Raw genomic sequence first — 16,038 nt, 5'->3', positions numbered from 1 at the left:
CTCCAGCGCGGCCGGCTCGGCGAGTTCGAGGTCTGAGGGCGGCCCCCCCGAGCAGCCCGACCAAGGAGAGCACGTGGTCACCCGCATCGCACGTCATGACTTCCGCACGGACAACGCGGACGAGCTCATGGCGCCGGTCATCAGGGGCTCGAAGGACGTACTGGACCACGTCGAGACCTCGGACGGTGATCGTTACGATGCGCTGCCGATCACGCTCGCACTCGCGCGGTGGCGCTGCCTGACAAACCCGACGGCAGGTGAGTTCCCGACCTGGGAATCATGGGTCACCGCCATGCAGGTGGGCTGTGGACTCTTCACCGCTGCCACGGCTGCAGAGGGGCCCGTGGCCTGCCGTGTCGGCAGCATGGACGAGGTGAAGAACCTTCCCGCCACCGGTCCTCAGGACTATCTCCACGCGGGCAACTGGCTCACATCCTTCTATCTCGCGGTGATCTGTCGCGAGAACGACCGGGCCAGGCAGCTTGCTCAGGTTCCTGTCTCCTTCCTTCGAGCATCCGGCGCGGAGTTCGACGAGTACATCTACGCCTGGGTGGAGACTCTGCAGAACTTCTGGTTCGGACGGCCGGAGACCTGGGACACCCTGGTCACCGCCATCGACGGCACAGCTCCCGAAGCCGCCGAGATCGCCAGCACGGAGCTCATGCTGAAGATCCTTTACCCTCCGATCGAACTCTTCCATCGCTACCTGCGCCGCGAGACCGACCAGTTCAACGCGGCCTTGGTCGACGCCCTCACGTGGCATAGGGAATATTGGACCGCGAACGAGGCGCGCTCCCTCAGTGCTGAGGGCCTTGTCGCCCTCGGACCGCTCGCCATGGCCTGTCTGGCATTTGACGCAGAGATGCATGTCGACGTCGAGTCCGATTACCTCCCTAAGCACCTGCTCAAGCGCACCTGGGTGGGCGAGTACAGCACCTGACGGGTGGCATGGCACCGAATCCGTATGAGGATGGGCGGTGAGGCGCCTGAAAGCCGTTGCTGAAGAGGGCACGTGTCCGCGGTGGTGGCACTCAACTCGTCGCTGTTTGGGTTGTCTGCCCACATGTGTCGCGGTTGAGGGCGGTGTGCTGAGCCAGGAGATGGTGGCATGGGCCGCACTTCCGCAGTGCACCAAGCGCACCGCGCCAGCTGCGCCCGAGCGGTCGCACGAGGAGCCTGGGCAAGCGGGGAGAAAGATCCTGGCCACCCCGGGCGCAGGGCTCGTCAAAGCTGGCCGCCTTGCCCACCATGAGGCAGTACCTCGGCATCAGCCGGACAGCACCCCGACGGTGACCGGGTGCGGGGCGGAGGTGCAGAATCGAGGTATGGCACGGGACTACGACAGCCAGCTGCTGGAGTCGGTGGCGGTGCGGCGGCGGCGGTTGCGCGACGCGCTGCTGTTCGGCGCGCAGCGCGCTCGGCGTTCGGCGGACGAGCGGCTCGGCAAGGTGTTCGCGGGGATCGCCATCGCGGCCGTACTGTGCGCCGGATGCGTCGGGTGGTCCTTTCTGCAGGCCACCCTGGCCAAGCAGCACAGCGCTCCCGTCCCCGGGGCGCCCTCGGCCACGGCGTCGCGATGATAGGTTCCGGTAGGTGGTGAGGACAGCGACGACTTCCCGGACGCAACTGAGCAGGGTCACGCTGGTCGGTGAGCGTCGGCGTGCCGATGTCGTCCTGCCGTCGGACACCCCGATCGGGCATTTGCTGCCGGACATACTGCAGTTGCTCGACGACCGGGCCGCCTCGCGGCCCATGACCCGCCAGCTGATCACCTCCGACGGTTCGGCGCTGCCGCACGAGGCCACGCTGTCGTCGGCCGAAGTGCCCGACGGTGCCGTGCTCCAGCTGGTGCGCGCCCACGCGGCGCCGCCCGCGCCCGTCGTGCACGACGTCATCGACCACGTCGCCGACGACCTCGATCTGCGTGCCTGGCGCTGGCGCCCCGCCACCCGCCGGATCGGCGCCGGTGCGGCCACCGTGGGGTTCGCCGTGGCCGCGGCTCTGCTGGCCCGGCGCGAGTTCCCGCTGGAGTCCGTCGCCGCCGTGCTCGCGGCCGTCACCGTCGTGTTCCTGGCCGTCGGCGCGCTCGTCTCGAAGGCGGGCGGCGGCAACCGCGGACTGGCCACCACGCTCCTGCTCACCTCCGGGGCGCTCGGTCTGCTCGCCGCCTGGACGGCCGCCGACGCCGACGGCTGGTCCGGCCCGGCCCGGCTGGCCGGTGTCGTCGCGGTGCTGGTGCTGACCCTGGTGCTGCTCGCCTGGTTCTCCCCGCTCGGCCGCGGAGCGCTGCTCGGAGCGGGCGCGAGCGCCTGCGTCGGGTTGGCGTGGGAGGCCGTCGCCGCCGTGCAGGACCGCCCGGAGCGGCTCGGCGCGGTGATGGCGGTGTTCTCCGTCGTCCTGCTCGGTGTGCTGCCCCGGTTCGCGCTGATGGCCTCCGGGCTGACCGGACTCGACGACCGGCTCTCCTCGGGCGCCTCGGTCAGCCGTCACCAGGTCGCCACCGCGCTCGCCGCCACCCACCGCGGGTTGGCGCTGGCCACCGTCACCACCGCCGTCTCGGCCGCCGCCGGCGGCTGGCTGCTGACCGACGCCGCGCGGCCCACCGTGTGGACGATCGCCCTGGCCTCGCTCACCGCCGTCGTCCTGATGGCCCGGGCCCGGGCCTTCCCGCTGGCCGCCGAGGTGGTGGCGCTCTACGTCGGGGCCGCGCTGCTCGTCGTACGGCTCGCGTCGGTGTGGGTGGACCACGCGGGCGGCGCCGGGGCGCTCGTGCTGCTGTGCGCCGCCGCGGCGCTGCCGCTGCTGGTCCTCGCGATCCAGCCGCCCGAGCATGTGCGGGTGCGGCTGCGGCGGATCGGCGACCTGATCGAGTCCGCCGGTGTGATCGGGCTGTTCCCGCTCGCCGTCGGGGCGTTCGGCCTCTACGGGAAGCTGCTCAACAAGTTCTGATGCCAGGGGAGAAGGGCGACATGCCGAGCGGGGACGACTGGCAGGGCGACGTGCTGCGCGATCTGAGGGGCGGCACACCCCAGCAGCCTGCGCCGGGGCCGCAGCACCAGGGGATCGGTACTCCGGGACAGCGGGGCGCCCCGGAGCAGGCACACGCGTACCCCGAGCAGGGATCCGCGCCGGCGCCCGGCCATCCGCCCCGGCAGCAGCACGCCGAGCGGGCTCAGCCGCCCGTTCCCCAGCAGCAGTACACCCAGCAGCAGTACGCGCAGCAGCAGGCCCGGCCCGCGCCGCGCGCCACCCCCGACTCCCGGCCCGTGCTCGACAAGCGGCTCGCCGCCGCCGTGCTCAAGCCGCGCCACGGCGAGTCGTTCGGCACCCGTGCCCTGCGCGCGGTACGCCGCACCGTCTCCTCCTCCGCCTCCCGCGAGGTCGCCGACACCGCGGCGCGGGCCGAGGTGCTGCAGCAGGCGGTCACCACCGGTCGCCAGATCGCGGTGACCTCCATCCGGGGCGGCTCGGGCAAGACGACCGTCGCCGCCCTGCTGGCCGCCACCTACGCCCACTACCGCCAGGACCCGGTGCTCGCCGTCGAGGCCGACCCGGCGCTCGGCTCGCTGCCGCTGCGGCTGGGCGCGGAGAGCGTGCGCTGGACCACCGGTGATCTCGCCGGGCTGCTGGAGCCGCAGATGTCGCTGCTCGACGTCACCGGATACCTGGTGCCGCTCGGCGGCAACGCCTGGCTGCTGCCCGGCAGTCAGGGCCAGGTCGGCGCCATGCTCGACACCAAGGGCTACGAGCGGGTCATGGTGTCGCTGCGCCGCTACTTCGGGGTGACCGTCGTCGACTGCGAGACGCTGCCCGCCGAGGTCGCCCGCACCGCGCTGTCCGCCGCGCAGGCCCGGGTGCTCACCGTGGCCGCGACGCCCGAGGGCCTCGCCAGCACGCACGCCGTCCTGGAGTGGATGCGCAACCTGCCCCGGCACGTGCTGGACCTCACCGTCGTCGTCCTCACCGAGACCGCGCCGCACCCCGGCGTCGACCTCGGCAGGGCCGCCGAGGAACTGACCGCGGCCGGAGTGACCGTGGTGGTCCTGCCCTACGACCGCCACCTGGCGCAGGGCGGCGCCCTGCGCACCGACCTCCTCGCCCGGGCCACCCGGCAGGCCGCCACCCGCCTGGCCGCCGACGCGTTCCGGCTCTCCCAGAAGCAGCGCTGAACCCGCCCGACAGGAAGGGGCGTAGAAGCAACCCGAGGACGAGGCGACGAACATGAGCACCCGACTGATCCACCGCCCCGCGCGCACCACCCGGCCGCCGGCCGTGCCCGAGCCGCGCACCATAGAGGCGCCGCCCAACCTGCCCGAGGGCAAGGCCGGTTCGGTGCTGCACTCGCTGCTGCCCGTCGCGGGCGTCATGTCGTCCGTCGTGATGATGACGGTCGTACGCAACAGCCAGTTCGCGGGGCTGGGCGCGATCATCCTCGTCGTCACCCTGGCCGGCTCCCTCGCCATGGCCTTCTCCCAGCGCGGCAAGGCCCAGCGCACCCGCCGCACCCAGCGCGAGGCCTATCTGGCCTATCTGGAGGAGCTGCGCGAGCAGTTGGCCGAGGAGGAGCGGGAGCGGCGCGAGAGCGCCCAGGTGCTCAACCCGCCGCCGGACGCCCTGTACGACATCGTGCGCGACCCCGCCCGGCTGTGGGAGCGGCGGCGGGTGGACGGGGACTTCCTGCGGGTGCGTGTCGGCACCGGCCAGATGCCGGTGCGCGATCTGAAGGTCGCCCAGCAGGGCTCGTCCGTGCTCACCCCGCCCGACCGGTTCATGCTCAACGAGGCGTCCGCGCTGACCGCCCGCTTCGGCACCGGCACGGAACTCCCGCTGACCGTCCCGCTCGACCGGGTCGGCGACATCAGCGTCATCGGCCCGCGCGAGGACACCCTGCGCGTCGTCCGCGCGCTGCTCGCGCAGGCCACCGCCACGCACGCGCCCGACGACGTGGCCGTGGCCGTCGCGGCCCCGGGGGACCGGCTGGCCGACTGGGAGTGGGCCAAGTGGCTGCCGCACCTGCTGGACCCCGAGCAGTTCGACGGCCCGGTCGCCGCCCGCCGCATCGCGCCCTCGCCGCCGCAGCTGGCCCGGCAGATCGGCGCCGAGCTCGGCCGCCGTGCCTCCTACGCGGCGGAGGTGCGCCGCGGCCTGTCCGGCAAGGACGCCCTGGCCATGACGTCCCGGCTCCTCGTCGTCGCCGACGCGCACGGCGGCGACGCCGTCGAACTGCCGCGCCCCGACGAGGCGGTCGGCCTGCGGGACATGGGCGTCACCGTGCTGCACCTGCTGGACGAGCGGGTGCGGGAACCGGACAGCGTCGGCGTGCGCATCACCGTGGACGGGTCCCGCGTCGAGATCGAGGACCTGCGGGAGGCCGAGCCGATCAGGGCCCACGGCACGGTCGACGAGGTCGGCCCCGCCCTCGCCGAGGGGCTGGCCCGGATGCTCGCCCCGCTGCGGCTGTCCGCCGAGTCCCTGCTGGACGCCCCGCTGGCCGGTCCCGTCGAGTTCGCGGAGCTGCTCGGCATCGAGGACGTCGCCCACCTCGACCTGGAGCGGCTGTGGGCGCCGCGCGCCGAACGCGCCTTCCTACGCGTCCCGATCGGCGTCAACGACCGGCACGAGCCCGTGCTCCTCGACCTGAAGGAGTCCTCCGAGCTGGGCATGGGCCCGCACGGCCTGTGCGTCGGCGCCACCGGCTCCGGCAAGTCCGAGCTGCTGCGCACCCTCGTCCTCGCGCTGGTCGCCACCCACCCGCCGGAGGACCTCGCGCTCGTCCTCGTCGACTACAAGGGCGGCGCCACCTTCGCACCGTTCGCGGGCCTTCCGCACGTGGCGGGTGTGATCACCAACCTGGAGAACCAGACCGGCCTGGTCGAACGCGTCCACGCCTCGCTCGCCGGCGAGGTCAAGCGGCGCCAGAAGGTGCTCAAGGAGGCGGGCGACGTCAGCGACATCGGCCACTACGCCGCCCTGCGCGCCGAGCGGCGCCCCGACCTCGAACCGCTGCCGCACCTGTTCGTGGTGATCGACGAGTTCGGTGAACTCCTCACCGCCAAACCGGACTTCATCGACCTGTTCCTGTCCATCGGCCGTATCGGCCGCTCCATCGGCGTCCATCTGCTGCTGTCCAGCCAGCGCATCGAGGGCGGCCGGCTCAAGGGCCTGGACACCTACCTGTCCTACCGGCTCGGCCTGCGCACCTTCTCCGCCGACGAGTCCCGCACGGTCCTGGACACGGTGGACGCCTTCCACCTCCCCCCGCTGCCGGGCTTCGGCTACCTCAAGGTCGACACCAGCCACTACGAGCGGTTCAAGGCCGGCTACGTCTCCGGCGCCTACCGCGGGCCCGTCCAGCGGGACACCGAGGAGAGCGGGCCGTCGGTCCTGGAGTACACGGCGTACAACTCCCTGGACCAGGAGGAGGGTTCGGGTCCGCAGGAGCCGCAGATGCGGCGCCGGGAGACCGGGCCGACCGAGATGGGCGTCATGGTCCGGCAGATCGAGAACGCCGACACCGCGCCCGTGCGCCAGATCTGGCTGCCCCCGCTGCCCGACGCCGTCCCCCTCGACCAGGTCGCCGGGCCGGTCCAGGTGGGCGCGCGCGGCGTGCAGCTCGCCCGGCGCCGGGGCCCGCTCCAGGTGCCGCTGGGCGTCCTGGACGACCCGACCCGGCAGTGGCAGGGCCAGTGGTTCCTGGACCTCACGGTGGCGGGCGGCCACGCGGCGGTCATCGGCGGCCCCCAGTCCGGCAAGACCACCCTGCTGCGCACCCTCGCCCTGTCCCTGGCGCTCACCCACACGCCGCAGGAGGTCGGCGTCTACGGTCTCGACCTGGCCGGTGGCGGTCTGCAGGCGCTGTCCGGGCTGCCGCACGTGGGCGGGGTCGCCGGCCGCGCGGACCGGGAGCGGTGCGCCCGCACCGTCGACTCCGTGCGCGGCATGCTGGACCAGCGCGAGGAACTGTTCCGGGTCCACCAGGTCGACTCGCTGGAGCAGCTGCGCGCCCTGCGCGCCGCGGGCCGCGTCCCCGAGCTGGCCTCCACGGAGATCGTGCTGCTCATCGACGGTTTCGGCGCCCTGCGCGACGACTTCGAGGAACTGGACGACGCGGTCGGTGACATCCTCAAGCGGGGCAGCGGCTACGGCATCCACGTGGTCGCCGGCATGCTGCGCTGGAACGACGTGCGCATCGCCGCCCAGTCCCAGTTCGGCACCCGGGTGGAGCTGCGGCTGAACGACCCCGGCGAGTCCAGCGTCGACCGCAGGCTCGCCGAGACCCTCGCCCCCGAGGACAAGGGCCGGGTCCTCACCGACGGCAAGCTCTTCGCCCAGGTCGCCCTGCCCCGCACGGACGGCGCCGACGACACGGGCGATCTCGGCGCGGTCCTGGAGCGCACGGCCCGCACGATCCGCGCCACCTGGACCGGCGAGACGGCCCAGCCGGTCCGGGTGCTGCCGCACGTCCTGGAGCCGCGCCTGCTGCCCGGCCCGGTGGCCGAACCGCGCCGGGTCCCGATCGGACTGGACCAGACGCAGCTGGCACCCGTCCTGCTCGACCTGTTCCGGCACGACCAGCACCTGCTGATCATGGGGGACAGCGAGTGCGGCAAGACCAGCCTGCTCAGGGCGGTCGCCGAGGGCCTGATCGAGCGCCACGGCGAGGACGAACTGGTCTTCGGCGTCATGGACCCGCGCCGCGGGCTGCGCGGTGTCGTCCCGGAGGAGTACCTGGGCGGGTACGCCTACAACGCGAAGCTCTGCGCGGGCCTATCCGCGGGCATCGCCACCGAACTGGAGAAGCGGCTGCCCGACGACGGCGTGGACGGCGCCGACCTGGAACCGGGCGACTGGGGCTCCGGCCCGCGGATCGTGATCCTGGTGGACGACTACGACGTCCTGACCACCGCGGGCCAGCAGCCGCTCGCGCCCTTCCTGCCGTACATCCCCTCGGCCCAGGACATCGGCCTCCACTTCGTCCTCACCCGCCGGGTCGCGGGAGCCTCCCGGGGCATGTACGAGCCGCTGCTGCAGAGCCTGCGCGAGTCCGGCTCGTCGGCGATGGTGATGGCCGGCGACCGCAGCGAGGGCCAGCTCTTCCCCGGTGTGTACGCCGACCGGCAGCCGCCCGGTCGCGGCGTCCTGATCCGGAGAGGCGAGCCGAACCGGCTGATCCAGACGGTGTACACGGGGGCGAGGTAACCCATGACGAAGGACGTCGTCGCACTCACCAGGAACATGCCCGACCCGCTCAGCGTGCTCGCGGCGCTGCTCTCCGGCGGCCCCGACCTGCTGGCGGGCGCCGAGGGGAACGGCGCGGTGGTGCAGCTCTGCGACGGACAGGGCCGCCCCCTGGTCTCCGTCGAGGCACCCCTGCTGGTGCGGGTCAGGGGGGAGGCGCAGCGGCTGCTCGGGGCGACCGAACCCGAGGTGCCGTACTGGTGGACCGAGGCCCGCGCCACCACCGGTGTCAAGGAGGCCGAGCGGCTCGCGGGCACGTTCGCGGCCCGCGTCGCCACCCTGGTCGGCGGCACCGCCTGGCCACCGGACGCCACCCGGTCCCTGGGGGTGGTCAGCACCGACGGGGTGCGGGCGGTGCCGACCCCGGCCGCGGCGCAGCCCGCCGTGGACGTGCTCACCGACAAGGTCGCCGTGGTGATCCAGGACCGTCCGGTGGTCGCGATGACCGCCTGGCTCTCGAACGCCTTCGGGGCCGCCGCCGAGGCCGAACTGGGCCTGCAGATCGTCACCCCGGCCGGCACGCGCCTGTCCCCGGCGGTCCGCAACAGCCTGCCGGGCTGGCCCTCGCGCTGGGTGGTGCGGGACGAGGAGGACGGCTACTACGACGGCCTGTCCGGAGCCGTGCTGCGCTGGGGCGACGGCCTGTTCGAGCCCGTCGGGTCCCCGGACGCGTCCCCGCAGGACCCGCGCACCCCCCTGGCCGCGTCCTTCGCCCCCAGGACCTCGGACGACGGAGAGCGCCAGCTGGCCGTGTCCTTCCGGACGATCCACCCGGCGGACGAGCGGCTCGTGCTCGGCGGCGCCCTGGAGGCGGTGTGGCGCGAGCTCACCGGTGAGCCGCCGGCCGGCTGGGGCACCGAGGAGCCCGCCAACCTGCCCTGGTCACCCCGCCAGTTGACGGATGTGGCCTACGAGCGTGCGCCCGATCCCACCTGGCTGGTGGTCGTCGGCACCCCGGAGCGCCCGGGTCTCGCGACGGTCCGGGTCAGCCGTACCACGGGCGGGGTGGAGGAGGACGTCACGCTGGCGTTCGGCTACGGGCCGGGCGAGGAGGTGCCCACGGACGCCGACATCACCCGGGCCGCCGAGGTGCTGGCCACCCGGCACGACCTGCAGTCGATGCTGGTCCAGGTCCGCCGGGCCCGCCGGGACCTGTCCGTGCCCCCGCGCTTCGAGGGCCCGGGCGTCCCGTACGCCTTCGTCCTCGGCGCGGAGGAGGTGCGGCAGATGCCCGGCGACCGGGCCCGGCGGACGCCGCTGGCCCGGCCGCCGCGCGAGCTGGGCCCGAAGCGGCGCCCGGCGCTCTACTACCCCTTCGACGGCGACCCCTCGGACCTGGCGGGCTGGACGGACTTCGAGCGTCTGATGAGGCACCTCAAGGGCAGCTGACCCGAGGCCCGGCCCGGACCGGCCCGGCGGTCCGGCCGCCCCCGCACGGGCCTTCCGCGGGGCGGTGCACGCGCCGCGCCGCACGGGCGGGAGCCGATGAGTCCTCGGGCGGGGACGCGTCTGAGCCGGTATGGAGACCGTGGAGTTCCCCCTCACCCCGCTTCCGCCCGGGTCCGGCGAGGCCCTGGCCGAACGGCTGGCCGCGCTGCTGGCGGCCCGGGCGGACGCGGTGGTCGTCGTCTGCGAGGTGTCCGCCCTCGTCGAGCCGACGGCGGCGGACCTCGACCACCTGGCCCGGCTGCGGCTGGCCGCGCGGCGTGCCGGCCGGGAGTTCGTCCTGCGGGACGCCGGGCCCGCGCTGCGGTCGCTGCTCACCCTCACCGGCCTTGCCGAGGTGCTAGAGGACGGCCGGCGGCCCGGGCGGCCTCGGGGGTGAGGTCGGCCTCGTGCGCGCCGGTCATGGACACGGCGTCGCCGGGCCGCCCGCCCCGACCAGGCTCGGATGCTTCGTCGTCGGGCCGTGCGTCCGTTCGGGCGATCGAGCCCGCGCCCCCGGTCACCCACGTGGTTCATACGAGTCGCGCACTCCCTGCGACCGGCACACGATCGAGGAACGCTGACGTCGCGTCACCCGCGGCTCGACGTTGCCTCTGCCCCCTCGCGAAGGAAGAAGTGCGAAGGATGACCACAACGTCTGAACGTATTTCAGAACCGCTGACGCGACAGATGTCCAAGCGGGTCTCCCAGTCCGTCTTCGACGGCTCCCGGCTGCGCGTGATGCTGCTCGTGGATGTGTACGACGGAGCCCAGCAGCAGTTCCTGGAGGCGTACGAGAAACTGTGCACCCAGGTCGCGTCCGTACCCGGGCACGTCAGCGACCAGCTCTGCCAGTCGATCGAGAACCCCTCCCAGTGGCTCATCACCAGCGAGTGGGAGAGTGCCCCGCCCTTCCTCGACTGGGTGAACAGCGAGGACCACGTCCAGATGGTGCGTCCGCTGCACAGCTGCGTCCGCGACACCCGTTCGCTGCGCTTCCACGTCGTGCGGGAGACCGGAGTGGCCACGCCCGCCGAGTCCGCCACGCGGCGGCTGCAGTCGGCCCCGCGGATCGGCGACGGCAAGATCCGCCACGCGCTCACCTTCACCGTCAAGCCGGGCAGCGAGGAGAAGGTCGCCAAGATCCTCGCGGACTACGCCCCGCCGAAGGCGAAGGTCGACGAGTCCACGCGGCTGTGCCGGACCTCGCTCTTCATGCACGGCAACCGGGTGGTGCGGGCCATCGAGGTGGAGGGCGACCTGCTCGCCGCGCTGCGCCACGTCTCCCGGCAGCCCGAGGTGCGGGCGGTGGAGGAGGCCATCAACCCCTATCTGGAGCAGGAGCGGGACTTCGACGACCCCGAGGCCACCCGGGTCTTCTTCACCCGGGCGGCGGTGCCCGCGGTGCACCATGTGACGAGCGGTCAGGAGTGCTCCGAGGCGGAACGCCTCGCGCTGTACTACCCGGCCCAGGCCGGCCGCGGGATGGAGCTGGCGCGGCTGCTGGCCCAGCAGGACGAGCTGGCGGCGGACGACCCGAACAGCCCGGTGTGCAGCAGCACCGTCTTCCACCGCGACGAGATCGTGGTGCGGCTGGTCGACGTGCGCGGCGGCATCGAGGCGGACCCGGTGCTGGCCCTGGGCCTGCCCGACTCCCCGCAGGCGGCCGAGCTGGCCACCCTGGTCGACGGCGCCGCCGTGGGCGCGGAGGGCTCCGCGCTGAAGGGCGAGGACCTGGTGCGCTTCCTGACGCTCGCCCGGATGGACCTGGTCACCGACCGCCGCTCGGCCCCCGAGGCCTGACCGCCACCCGGGTCCCGCACCCCGACCCGACCCCCACCTGAGCCACCCCGAGCCGTACCCGACACCTGACCGCGGGCGACCGCGGACGACCGCGCAGCCGTGGCCCGGCAGCCGAGCGCCGGTCCGGTTCCGGCCCCGTACCCGACCGGACACCGGACCGACGCTCACCGGACCGCGGTGACCGGGCCATCGGGCCCATCGATCGGGCCTCGCCGGCCTGGGGCTGTCCCCAGCCCCGTGCCGGCCCCGCCCATGTCGACGCAGCACATGCGTTCCGGCATCTCACCAAGGAGGAATCGACGTGATCAAACCCCGCCCCAGAATCGTGGGCCTCGACGAGATCGATCCCAACCGCAGGCGCGGAGGCGATCTGCGCGCCATGCTCACCCCGGCCACGGTCGGCTCCACCAGCGGCTTCATGGGTGTGGCCCTCATCGAGCCCGGCGACCGCATCGGCGAGCACTACCACCCGTACTCCGAGGAGTTCGTGTACGTCATCTGCGGCAGGCTGGAGGTGGACCTGGACGGCGAGGCCACACCGCTCATGCCCGAGCAGGGGCTGCTGATCCCCGCCTACATGCGGCACCGCTTCCGCAACGTCGGTGACGAGGAGGCCCGCCTGGTCTTCCACCTCGGCCCCCTCGCCCCGCGCCCGCAGCTCGGGCACGTGGACACGGAGGAGACCGAGGAGCGGGACGTCGTCGCGGTCGCGGGCACGGTCAAGGCTGCCGAGGCGGGCGGTGCCCGGCCGGCCGGGCAAGGCCAGGTCCGTTCATGACCCGGCGCGTGGCGGTCACCGGCATAGGCATTGTGGCTCCGGGCGGTATCGGCGTACCGGCGTTCTGGGATCTGCTCGCCAACGGCCGTACCGCGACGCGGGGCATCACCTTCTTCGACCCGTCCGGTCTGCGGTCCCGGATCGCCGCCGAGTGCGACTTCGACCCGGTGGCGCACGGCCTGGACGCGGAGCAGGTCCAGCGGTCCGACCGGTACATCCAGTTCGCCCTCGTCGCCGGGGACGAAGCCGTACGGGACGCCGGGCTCGACCTCGCCCGGGAGAACCCGTGGCGCGTCGGGGTCTCGCTCGGCACCGCGGTCGGCGGCACCACCCGACTGGAGCACGACTACGTCCTGGTCAGCGCCCACGGGCAGCGCTGGGACGTGGACCACCGCGAGGCGGAGCCCCAGCTGCACCGGGCGTTCTCGCCGAGCACGCTCGCGTCGGCCGTGGCGGAGCGCTTCGGCGCGTGCGGTCCGGTGCAGACCGTCTCCACGGGCTGCACCTCCGGGCTCGACGCGGTCGGGTACGCCTTCCACGCCGTGGAGGAGGGCCGGGCCGACGTCTGCATCACGGGTGCGTCGGACTCGCCGATCTCCCCGATCACCATGGCCTGCTTCGACGCGATCAAGGCCACGTCCCCGAACAACGACGACCCCGAGCACGCCTCCCGTCCCTTCGACAACAACCGCGACGGCTTCGTCATGGGCGAGGGCGGCGCCGTACTGGTGCTGGAGGAGCTGGAGCACGCGAGGGCCCGTGGCGCCCGTGTGTACTGCGAACTCAGCGGCTACGCCACGTTCGGCAACGCCTACCACATGACGGGTCTGACCAGCGAGGGCCTGGAGATGGCGCGGGCGATCGAGACCGCGCTCGACCACTCCCGGCTCGACGGTTCGGCGATCGACTACGTCAACGCGCACGGCTCGGGAACCCGGCAGAACGACCGGCACGAGACCGCCGCGGTGAAACGGGCGCTGGGCCATCACGCGTACGACACGCCGATGAGCTCCATCAAGTCCATGGTGGGGCACTCACTCGGCGCGATCGGCGCCATCGAGGTCGTGGCCTGCGTACTGGCCCTGGAGAAACAGGCCGTACCGCCGACCGCGAACTACGAGGTCCCCGACCCCGAATGCGACCTGGACTACGTGCCCCGCGTCGCGCGCGAGCGCAGGCTGAACAGCGTGCTCTCCGTGGGCAGCGGGTTCGGCGGCTTCCAGTCCGCGGTGATCCTGACCCGGCAGAGGGAGAGGACACGATGAGCCCTCGGCAGCACACCAGGCGCGCCGCCGTCACCGGAATCGGCGTCGTCGCGCCCAACGGAACGAGCACCGACGCCTTCTGGAAGTCCACCAGCGAGGGCGTCAGCGTCCTGGACCGGATCACCCGCGAGGGCTGCGAGCATCTGCCGCTGCGGGTGGCCGGTGAGGTGCGGTCCTTCGAGCCGGCCTCGGCGGTCGAGGAGCGCTTCCTCGTCCAGACGGACCGGTTCACGCACTTCGCGATGGCCGCGGCCGATCTCGCGCTCCAGGACGCGCGGATCGGCCGGGACGCCCCCGACGGCTCGCCCTTCTCGCTGGGCGTGGTCACCGCCGCCGGGTCCGGCGGCGGTGAGTTCGGGCAGCGGGAGCTCCAGCGGCTGTGGGGCAAGGGAAGCCGCTACGTCGGCCCCTACCAGTCCATCGCCTGGTTCTACGCGGCCAGCACCGGCCAGATCTCCATCCGCCGCGGGTTCAAGGGCCCCTGCTCGGTCGTCGCGGCCGACGAGGCGGGCGGCCTGGACGCCCTCGCGCACGCGGCCCGGGCCGTGGCGCGCGGCACCGATGTGATGCTGGCCGGTTCCACCGAGGCGCCGCTCGCCCCGTACTCGATGGTGTGCCAGCTCGGCTACGACGAGCTCAGCACCGAGTCCGACCCGGCCCGCGCGTACCGTCCGTTCACCTCCGGCGCGTGCGGCTTCGTGCCCGCCGAGGGCGGCGCGATGCTGGTCGTGGAGGACGAGAGCACGGCCCGTGAGCGGGGCGTACCGGTCCGGGCCGTGGTGGCCGGGCACGCGGCGACCTTCACCGGGGCCTCCCGCTGGGAGCAGTCCCGCGAGGGGCTCGTCCAGGCGATCCGCGGCGCCCTGGACGAGGCCGGCTGCGCCCCCGAGGAGGTCGACGTCGTCTTCGCCGACGCCCTCGGGGTGCCGGCGGCGGACGGCGCCGAGGCGGAGGCACTCGCACAGGTGCTGGGTGCGCACGGCCGGCGCGTACCCGTCACGGCGCCCAAGACCGGCACGGGCCGCGGCTACTGCGCGGCGCCCGTGCTGGACAGCGCGGCGGCGGTGCTCGCGATGGAGCACGGTCTGATCCCCCCCACACCGGGCGTCTTCGACGTCTGCCACGACCTCGACCTGGTGACCGGCCAGGCGCGCCCCGCCGAACTGCGCACGGCGCTGGTCCTCAGCCGGGGACTCATGGGGTCGAACTCGGCGCTCGTGCTGCGGCGCGGCGCATGACACGGAAGCAATGACACGCAAGCAATGACGCGGAACCAGTAATGGAGCGGAAAGGAGAGGAATCGCATGAGTGAGCGCATCACCGTCGAAGAACTGTCCGAACTGATGAAGAAGGCCGCCGGGGTCACCGTCGCCCCACGGGAGCTCGAACAGAGCTGTGACTCCGCCTTCGACAGCCTCGGCATCGACTCGCTCGGCCTGCTCGGCATCGTGGGCGAGCTGGAGAACCGGCACGGCACCCAGATGCCGCCCGACGCGGAGCGCTGCAGGACGCCCCGTCAGTTCCTCGACCTCGTCAACACCACCCTCATGGCAGGAGCCTGACATGGCCGGACACACCGAGAACGAGATCGTCATCGCCGCGCCGGTGGACCTGGTCTGGGACATGACCAACGACCTGGACAACTGGCCGAACCTGTTCAGCGAGTACGCCTCCTGCGAGGTGCTCTCGCGGGAGGGCAACCGGACGACGTTCCGGCTGACCATGCACCCCGACGAGAACGGCACGGTGTGGAGCTGGGTCTCGGAGCGCGAGACGGACCGCGACACCCTCAGCGTCAGGGCCCGCCGCGTCGAGCCCGGTCCCTTCGCCTACATGAACATCCGCTGGCAGTACGAGGAGGTGCCCCAGGGCACCCGGATGGTGTGGGCGCAGGACTTCGAGATGCGGGCCGAGGCGCCGGTGGACGACGCCTGGATGACCGACAACATCAACCGCAACTCCAAGGTCCAGATGGCCCTCATCCGGGACCGCGTCGAGCAGGCCGCGACCCGGAACCGGCCCGCCTCGGTCCTGGCCGACTGACCCCTCACCGAAGACACGACCGGTCAGGAACGACCGGACAGGACGGAGTACGGACCCCATGCACCAGGCCCTGATCGTCGCCCGTATGGCCCCCGGGTCGGCCCCGGACATCGCCAAGGTGTTCGCGGACTCGGACGGGGGGGAGCTGCCGCACCTCGTCGGGGTCACCCGGCGCAGCCTCTTCCAGTTCGGCGATGTGTACATGCACCTCGTCGAGTCCGAGCGGGAGCCCGGCCCCGCCATCGCCAAGGTGGCCGAGCACCCGGCCTTCCGGGACATCAGCGAGCGGCTCACGGCGTACGTCAGCGCGTACGACCCCGCGACCTGGCGCTCTCCTAAGGACGCGATGGCGCAGTGCTTCTACCGCTGGGAGCGGGACTGACCCGACGCGGAACGCCTCCAGCCCTCGCACACCGGTCGCCGGGCCTCGGTATTCTCTACCTGACCACCTGAGTCGGTTTAGGGTACGGGCCGCCATGAAACTCG

Annotated in this window: 14 protein-coding genes; all 14 read left to right on the top strand. The window is 72.9% G+C overall.

Annotated features, from left to right (window positions below):
* Positions 1 to 73 precede the first annotated feature (73 nt).
* The 14 genes from AB0C59_RS24675 (at position 74) to AB0C59_RS24610 (ending at position 15,934) form a co-directional block, all read left to right on the top strand.
* Entirely contained in the window at positions 74 to 940 is an 867-nt protein-coding gene (locus AB0C59_RS24675) for an immunity 49 family protein (protein WP_363008087.1), read from the top strand.
* Positions 941 to 1,325: 385 nt separating this feature from the next.
* A complete protein-coding gene (locus AB0C59_RS24670) occupies positions 1,326 to 1,580 on the top strand; it encodes a hypothetical protein (RefSeq protein ID WP_363008085.1) in 255 nt (84 codons plus the stop codon).
* A gap of 13 nt (positions 1,581 to 1,593) precedes the next feature.
* Positions 1,594 to 2,949, top strand: coding sequence for a type VII secretion integral membrane protein EccD (gene eccD / locus AB0C59_RS24665; RefSeq protein WP_363008083.1), 1,356 nt, complete (start codon positions 1,594 to 1,596; stop codon positions 2,947 to 2,949).
* 20 nt (positions 2,950 to 2,969) lie between these two features.
* Entirely contained in the window at positions 2,970 to 4,169 is a 1,200-nt protein-coding gene (locus AB0C59_RS24660) for a MinD/ParA family protein (RefSeq protein ID WP_363008282.1), read from the top strand.
* A gap of 52 nt (positions 4,170 to 4,221) precedes the next feature.
* Positions 4,222 to 8,199 carry a type VII secretion protein EccCa gene (gene eccCa / locus AB0C59_RS24655; protein WP_363008081.1) on the top strand — a complete coding sequence of 1,326 codons (3,978 nt, stop codon included), beginning with the start codon at positions 4,222 to 4,224 and terminating at the stop codon, positions 8,197 to 8,199.
* 3 nt (positions 8,200 to 8,202) lie between these two features.
* On the top strand, positions 8,203 to 9,627 hold the full coding sequence (locus tag AB0C59_RS24650) for a DUF6177 family protein (RefSeq protein ID WP_363008079.1): 1,425 nt from the start codon (positions 8,203 to 8,205) through the stop codon (positions 9,625 to 9,627).
* A 130-nt stretch (positions 9,628 to 9,757) separates the two neighbouring features.
* Positions 9,758 to 10,063: a hypothetical protein gene (locus AB0C59_RS24645; RefSeq protein ID WP_363008077.1), complete on the top strand. Its 306-nt coding sequence runs from the start codon at positions 9,758 to 9,760 to the stop codon at positions 10,061 to 10,063.
* Between the two features lie 245 nt (positions 10,064 to 10,308).
* Entirely contained in the window at positions 10,309 to 11,466 is a 1,158-nt protein-coding gene (locus tag AB0C59_RS24640; protein WP_363008075.1) for a SchA/CurD-like domain-containing protein, read from the top strand.
* A 301-nt stretch (positions 11,467 to 11,767) separates the two neighbouring features.
* Positions 11,768 to 12,244, top strand: coding sequence for a cupin domain-containing protein (locus AB0C59_RS24635; protein ID WP_363008073.1), 477 nt, complete (start codon positions 11,768 to 11,770; stop codon positions 12,242 to 12,244).
* Positions 12,241 to 13,509, top strand: coding sequence for a beta-ketoacyl-[acyl-carrier-protein] synthase family protein (locus tag AB0C59_RS24630; RefSeq protein WP_363008071.1), 1,269 nt, complete (start codon positions 12,241 to 12,243; stop codon positions 13,507 to 13,509). The genes AB0C59_RS24635 and AB0C59_RS24630 overlap by 4 nt, the downstream gene beginning before the upstream one ends.
* Positions 13,506 to 14,747, top strand: a complete 1,242-nt coding sequence (locus tag AB0C59_RS24625; RefSeq protein WP_363008069.1) for a ketosynthase chain-length factor — start codon at positions 13,506 to 13,508, stop codon at positions 14,745 to 14,747. The genes AB0C59_RS24630 and AB0C59_RS24625 overlap by 4 nt, the downstream gene beginning before the upstream one ends.
* 66 nt (positions 14,748 to 14,813) lie before the next feature.
* Entirely contained in the window at positions 14,814 to 15,071 is a 258-nt protein-coding gene (locus AB0C59_RS24620) for an acyl carrier protein (protein WP_363008067.1), read from the top strand.
* Between the two features lies 1 nt (position 15,072).
* On the top strand, positions 15,073 to 15,552 hold the full coding sequence (locus AB0C59_RS24615; RefSeq protein ID WP_363008065.1) for an SRPBCC family protein: 480 nt from the start codon (positions 15,073 to 15,075) through the stop codon (positions 15,550 to 15,552).
* Positions 15,553 to 15,610: 58 nt separating this feature from the next.
* Positions 15,611 to 15,934 carry a TcmI family type II polyketide cyclase gene (locus AB0C59_RS24610; protein ID WP_363008063.1) on the top strand — a complete coding sequence of 108 codons (324 nt, stop codon included), beginning with the start codon at positions 15,611 to 15,613 and terminating at the stop codon, positions 15,932 to 15,934.
* Positions 15,935 to 16,038 lie beyond the last annotated feature (104 nt).

Origin of the sequence: Streptomyces sp. NPDC048664 (assembly GCF_040650555.1) — a bacterium.
Classification (GTDB): domain Bacteria; phylum Actinomycetota; class Actinomycetes; order Streptomycetales; family Streptomycetaceae; genus Streptomyces.
This window is presented reverse-complemented; position numbering and strand designations above follow the sequence as displayed.

Coding starts and splice junctions, on each gene's coding strand:
- AB0C59_RS24645 (WP_363008077.1), top strand. CDS start 9,758: ATGGAGACCGTGGAGTTCCCCCTCACCCCGCTTCCGCCCGGGTCCGGC.
- AB0C59_RS24660 (WP_363008282.1), top strand. CDS start 2,970: ATGCCGAGCGGGGACGACTGGCAGGGCGACGTGCTGCGCGATCTGAGG.
- AB0C59_RS24615 (WP_363008065.1), top strand. CDS start 15,073: ATGGCCGGACACACCGAGAACGAGATCGTCATCGCCGCGCCGGTGGAC.
- AB0C59_RS24640 (WP_363008075.1), top strand. CDS start 10,309: ATGACCACAACGTCTGAACGTATTTCAGAACCGCTGACGCGACAGATG.
- AB0C59_RS24630 (WP_363008071.1), top strand. CDS start 12,241: ATGACCCGGCGCGTGGCGGTCACCGGCATAGGCATTGTGGCTCCGGGC.
- AB0C59_RS24650 (WP_363008079.1), top strand. CDS start 8,203: ATGACGAAGGACGTCGTCGCACTCACCAGGAACATGCCCGACCCGCTC.
- AB0C59_RS24610 (WP_363008063.1), top strand. CDS start 15,611: ATGCACCAGGCCCTGATCGTCGCCCGTATGGCCCCCGGGTCGGCCCCG.
- AB0C59_RS24670 (WP_363008085.1), top strand. CDS start 1,326: ATGGCACGGGACTACGACAGCCAGCTGCTGGAGTCGGTGGCGGTGCGG.
- AB0C59_RS24625 (WP_363008069.1), top strand. CDS start 13,506: ATGAGCCCTCGGCAGCACACCAGGCGCGCCGCCGTCACCGGAATCGGC.
- AB0C59_RS24620 (WP_363008067.1), top strand. CDS start 14,814: ATGAGTGAGCGCATCACCGTCGAAGAACTGTCCGAACTGATGAAGAAG.
- eccCa (WP_363008081.1), top strand. CDS start 4,222: ATGAGCACCCGACTGATCCACCGCCCCGCGCGCACCACCCGGCCGCCG.